The 4,777-nt window shown below is 76.7% G+C and carries 4 protein-coding genes; 3 read left to right on the forward strand and 1 reads right to left on the reverse strand.

What is annotated here, in order from left to right; genetic code table 11:
• Positions 1-28 precede the first annotated feature (28 nt).
• On the reverse strand, positions 29-1,336 hold the full coding sequence (locus FNQ90_RS12885; protein ID WP_182606508.1) for a glycosyltransferase family 4 protein: 1,308 nt from the start codon (positions 1,334-1,336) through the stop codon (positions 29-31).
• A 421-nt stretch (positions 1,337-1,757) separates the two neighbouring features.
• Here FNQ90_RS12885 and FNQ90_RS12890 point away from each other — a divergent pair, with 421 nt between their 5' ends.
• The 3 genes from FNQ90_RS12890 to FNQ90_RS12900 form a co-directional block, all read left to right on the forward strand.
• On the forward strand, positions 1,758-2,375 hold the full coding sequence (locus FNQ90_RS12890) for a TetR family transcriptional regulator (protein ID WP_182606509.1): 618 nt from the start codon (positions 1,758-1,760) through the stop codon (positions 2,373-2,375).
• 371 nt (positions 2,376-2,746) lie between these two features.
• Positions 2,747-4,102 carry a prenyltransferase/squalene oxidase repeat-containing protein gene (locus tag FNQ90_RS12895; RefSeq protein ID WP_182606510.1) on the forward strand — a complete coding sequence of 452 codons (1,356 nt, stop codon included), beginning with the start codon at positions 2,747-2,749 and terminating at the stop codon, positions 4,100-4,102.
• Positions 4,099-4,777, forward strand: a 679-nt coding sequence (locus FNQ90_RS12900; protein WP_182606511.1) for an SCO2322 family protein, incomplete at its 3' end; no start/stop codon positions are given. The genes FNQ90_RS12895 and FNQ90_RS12900, both read left to right, overlap by 4 nt.

Genomic DNA, 4,777 nt, shown 5'->3' on the forward strand with positions numbered 1-4,777 from the left:
GGCGGGGGAACGCGCGGCCGGCTTCCGCTCACCCGCGGACCCCGGGGCTCCGGGGCGCACGGGTGGCGATGGCCGTCCGGTAGTGCTCGACGGTGGAACGGGCGGCGCGCTCCCAGGTGAAGCGTCCCAGCACGCGTTCGCGTCCCGCCGCGCCGATCCTCGCGCACAGCCCGTCGTCCGTCAGCAGGCGGCCGATGGCCACCGCCAGCGCGCCGGCGTCCCCGGGAGGCACGGCCAGGCAGGTCTCGCCGTCGGGGCCGGCGACCTCGGGGACCGCCCCGCCGGTGGTGGCGACCAGGGGGGTGCCGGTGGCCATCGCCTCGGCGGCGGGCAGCGAGAACCCCTCGTAGAGCGAGGGCACGCAGGCGACCCGGGCGCCGCGGATCAGGCGGGCCAACTCGGCGTCGTCGATGCCCTTGACGAACTCGACCGCCCCCTCCAGACCGAAGCGTTCCAGCGCCTCGGCGACCGGACCGCGCCCGGGGCGGGAACCGACGACCACCAGGTGGGCGGCGGGATGCTCGGTGCGCAGTTTGGCCAGGGCCTCCACCAGGTGGACCAGCCCCTTCAGGGGCACGTCGGCACTGGAGGTGGTGACGATGCGGCCGGGCACCACCGGCTCGGCGGGGTCCGGGCGGAAGATCGTCGTGTCGGCCCCGATGGGCACCACGTGAATGCGGTGGGGCCGCACGCCGAGGTCGTCGATGATCTCGCTCCGGGAGGTGTGGGAGACGGTCAGCACGGTCTCCAGCCGGCGGGCCACCCGCTTCTGCATCCGGGTGAAGGCGTACCAGCGGCGCAGCGACAGGCGACGACCGAGGTCGGGGGCGGCCGCCAACTCCAGGCGCCGGTCCACGGTGATGGGGTGGTGGATGGTGGTGACCTGCGGCGGCACGGCATCGGGCCCGGTGAGGGGGCCCGCTCCCATCAACCCGTAGCCGAGGGTCTGGTTGTCGTGGACGACGTCGAAGTCGCCCCGGCGGGCCGCGAGCAGTCGGCGGGCGCGCAAGGAGAAGGTCAGCGGCTCGGGGAAGCCGCCGGTGCGCATGATCGCGAACTCCAGGGCGTCGATCCAGTCCCGGAACTCCCCGGCCCCAGGGGTGCGGAACGGGTCCGGGTCGCGGTACAGATCCAGGCTCGGCAGCTCGGTGAGCGGGACCCCGGGGTCCAGGACGGGGTAGGGCTGGGCGCCTATCACCTCGACCCGGTGACCGAGTGCGGTCAGCTCACGGGAGAGGTGTCGGACGTAGACCCCCTGCCCCCCGCACCAGGGGTTGCCCTTGTAGCTGAGCAGGGCGATCCGCAGGGGTCGGTCCCCCTCCGAGTGCGTGGCCACTCCGGCTCCCTTCCGTCCGCGTGCGCCGGAGCGCCTTCTCCCGGGGCCGGTGGTGGGGGTCCACCGCACCGACCGGGCTACCGACGAGTACGAAAACGATAGCCTGCCCCCTCCCCGGCGCCTCCGGGGCGGGACGTGACACGTGCCACGGACCCCGGCGGTCCGGGCGTGCCACCGGGTTGCCCGGGGCCGTCGGGCACCATTGTCATCGACGCCCATCCGGGTCCCGACAACCGGGGCCCGTGATCGTCGGGACGACCCCGCCCGGGGACACCGGCACCCGGCGGTGGGAGCACCTCGTGACCGCCGGACGGGTACCGACATGGCCGTACCCGGCGCCCCGGCGCCGGGCCGGGACCGAGAGGAGGGAGGGGGTCCCGCCGCCGACGCGGTTCGGCGCGCCGGTGTCCCCGGACCGCCCATGACGACACTGCCGTCCCCCGGGGATTCCCGGCCGGCGTCACCGCGCACCGAGCGGCAGCGCGAGCGCCGTCGGCGCATCCTGGACGCCGCGACCCGGCTGGCCTCGGCCGGCGGCTTCGAGGCGGTGCAGATGCGGGAGGTGGCCGAGGCCTCCGACGTGGCGCTGGGCACCCTCTACCGTTACTTCCCCTCCAAGATCCACCTCCTGCTGGGCGTCCTGCTCGACCAGTTGGAACTGCTGCGCGAGACGCTGCGGGACCGTCCGCTGACCGAGGCCGACCCGGCGGAGCGACTGCTGCGCACGCTGCGCAGGGCGTTCCGCGCACAGGAGCGGGATCCCCTGCTGGCGGAGGCGATGATGCGGGCCCTGGTGTTCGCCGACCGCTCGGCGCAGGCGGAGGTGCGGGCGGTGTCGGAGCTGACCACGGACATCCTGGTGGACGCCGCCGGACTGCCCGCCGACCCGGGACCGGATCGGCGCAGCGCGATGCGGGTGATCCAGCTGACCTGGCACTCCACCCTGATGCACTGGCTGTCCGGGCACACCACGGCCGCCGAGGCCGACCGGGACCTGAGCACGGCCTGCCGTCTGGTGGCGGGCGGGACCGGCGGCTAGCGGGCGGCCCCGGCGGCGGGGGGACCGCCGCCGGGGGCCCGGGAAAGCGCAGCGGTTACAGTGGGCGGCGCAGTCCACGGGGGTGCCACCGACGCACCCCCGGCCCGCGAGCGGGGAAAGACCGGTGCGAGACCGGCGCTGACCCGCAACCGTGATCCGGACGCGACGCCACGGCGCGCGCCCGGTGAGCCGGACCTCCCGCGTGCGGGCACGCACTGGCTCCCGGTCCCGGACCTCCGGTCCGCCGGCCGAATCCGTCGAGGAACGCGGAACCGAGCCGGGTGCCCGCCCGTCGGCGTGCCCGACGGTGGTCGGGGCGCGGTCGGGGCGGTCAGCCGTGCAGACGGCCCGCCCCACCGAAAGGCAGCACGATGACACCGCTCCGCGGCGCGACCGCCCTGGCCGGCGCGGCCCTCCTCCTGCTGGGCCCGGTCCCGGCTGCGGGTGCCGACGACGCCACGGCGTCCCCCACCCCACCGGCCGACGAGGGCCTGTACGGGGAGAGCGACCCGTCCTGGGACGGGGTCTGGCGGCAGTCGCTGGCGATGCTGGCCCTGGAGGCCGCCGGTGAACCCGTCCCGCCCGCCGCCGTGACCTGGCTGTTGGGACAGCAGTGCCCGGAGGGCGGCTTCCCCGCGTATCTCCCGGAGCCCGGTGCCGCGTGCGACGGCGAGCCGGCGGTGGACACCAACGCCACCGGTATGGCCGTGCAGGCCCTCGCGGCCGCGGCCGAGGAGGACGCCGCCGCGGAGGCCGTGCTGGACTCGGCCGTGGAGTGGCTGCTGTCCGCCCGCAACGAGGACGGCGGCTGGGCCTACGCGCCCGGTGGGGAGAGCGACGCGAACTCCACGGCGGTGGCGCTCTCGGCGCTGTACGCGGTCGGCGCCGAGCCGGCCGAGGTCGAAGCCGCCGAGGAGGCGCTGCTGGCGTTCCGCCTGGGGTGCGAGGCGCCGGAGGCGGACCGCGGGGCGTTCGTCTGGCAGCCCGAGGAGGACGGCTCCCGGTACGCCAACGAACTGGCGACCGTGGACGCCGTCCTGGCCCTGGCCCCCGCGGCCGGGGACCGGACGCCCGACGGGCCGCCGGCGGCCCCGGCGTGCGAGGGGGACCCGGGCAACGCCTCCGCGGTCGAACCCGCGGAGGCCGCCGAGGACGGCCTGGCCTGGCTGCTCTCCCGCGTGACCGAGGGCGGCGGGTGGGTGCGCTCCCCCTTCGACGACTCCCCGATGCCCGGCCCCACGGCCCGGGTCGCGCACGGTCTGGCCGCCGGCGGGTGGACCGAGGAGGCCCGTGCCGTCCTGGCCCCGACCGCCGGGGAGGTCTCCGACGAGGACGGCCCCTACGGCGGCACCGGGACCGTCGCGGAGTTGATACTGGCGTTGGAGGCGGTCGGGGACGACCCCACCGACTTCGGGGGCGTGGACCTCACGGCCCGGCTCCTCGCCTCCGGCCCGGACCCCGACGCCCCGGCGACGGAGCCGGAGGACCGCGGCGACGGTGACGCGGCGGCCGGTGAGGCCGACGCGGAGGACTCCGGCGGCGGCCTCAACTCCCTGTGGTTCCTCGGGGCCCTGCTGTTGGCGGGCGTCGGCGTGGGTCTGCTCGCCGCCCTGCGTCGGGGTGGGAGGACCACCGGAGGCACCACGGGGAACGACGGGGAGGACGGCGCCGGGGCCACGAAGGCCGAGGACGGCGGTCCGACGGACACCGGGGAGCCCCGGACGTGAGAGGCGTGCGCCGGGGAGCCCTGGTCACCGGGGTCGCCGGGGTCCTGTTGGGCCTCGGCGCCGGTGCCCTCGTGCCGCAGGCTGCGGCGCTCCAGCGGGCCGAGGACACCGGAGGCGCCGAGGACACCGGGAACGGACGTTCCGGCACCGGGTACCGCTACTGGTCGTTCTGGGAACTCGACGAGAACAACGCCCCGGACGCCCCGGACGGCTCGGAGGAGGACGGGGAGGACGGGGAGGCCCCGCGGTGGCGGTACTCCACCCGGGGCCCCGGCACCCTGCGCCCGCTCGACGGCGACGTTCTGGGCATGCGGTTCGCCGTCACGGTGAACTCCGGGGACGCGCGCGCCCCGCGCGGGGACGCGGAGGCCACCTCCTTCGGGACGATCTGCGCCGGGGAGCCCGCCGGGGCCGGGACCCGGCGGGTCGCCCTGGTCGTCGACTTCGGTGTCCCCGCCGACGCCCCGGATGGGGAGACCCCCCCGCAGGGCCCGCTCACCGTCTGCGCCCGGGTACCGGACGGCGGCACGGCGGCGGACGCGCTGGCGGACACGGCGGGGCCGCTGCGGTACGCCCCGAACGGGCTGTTGTGCGCCATCTCCGGCTACCCGCGACGCGGGTGCGGGGAGGCGGTGGCCCTCGACGACCGGTCGGAGGGGGGCGCCGGGGCGACCC

Origin of the sequence: Streptomyces alkaliphilus, assembly GCF_014141535.1 — a bacterium.
GTDB classification, from domain to species: Bacteria; Actinomycetota; Actinomycetes; order Streptomycetales; family Streptomycetaceae; genus Streptomyces; species Streptomyces alkaliphilus.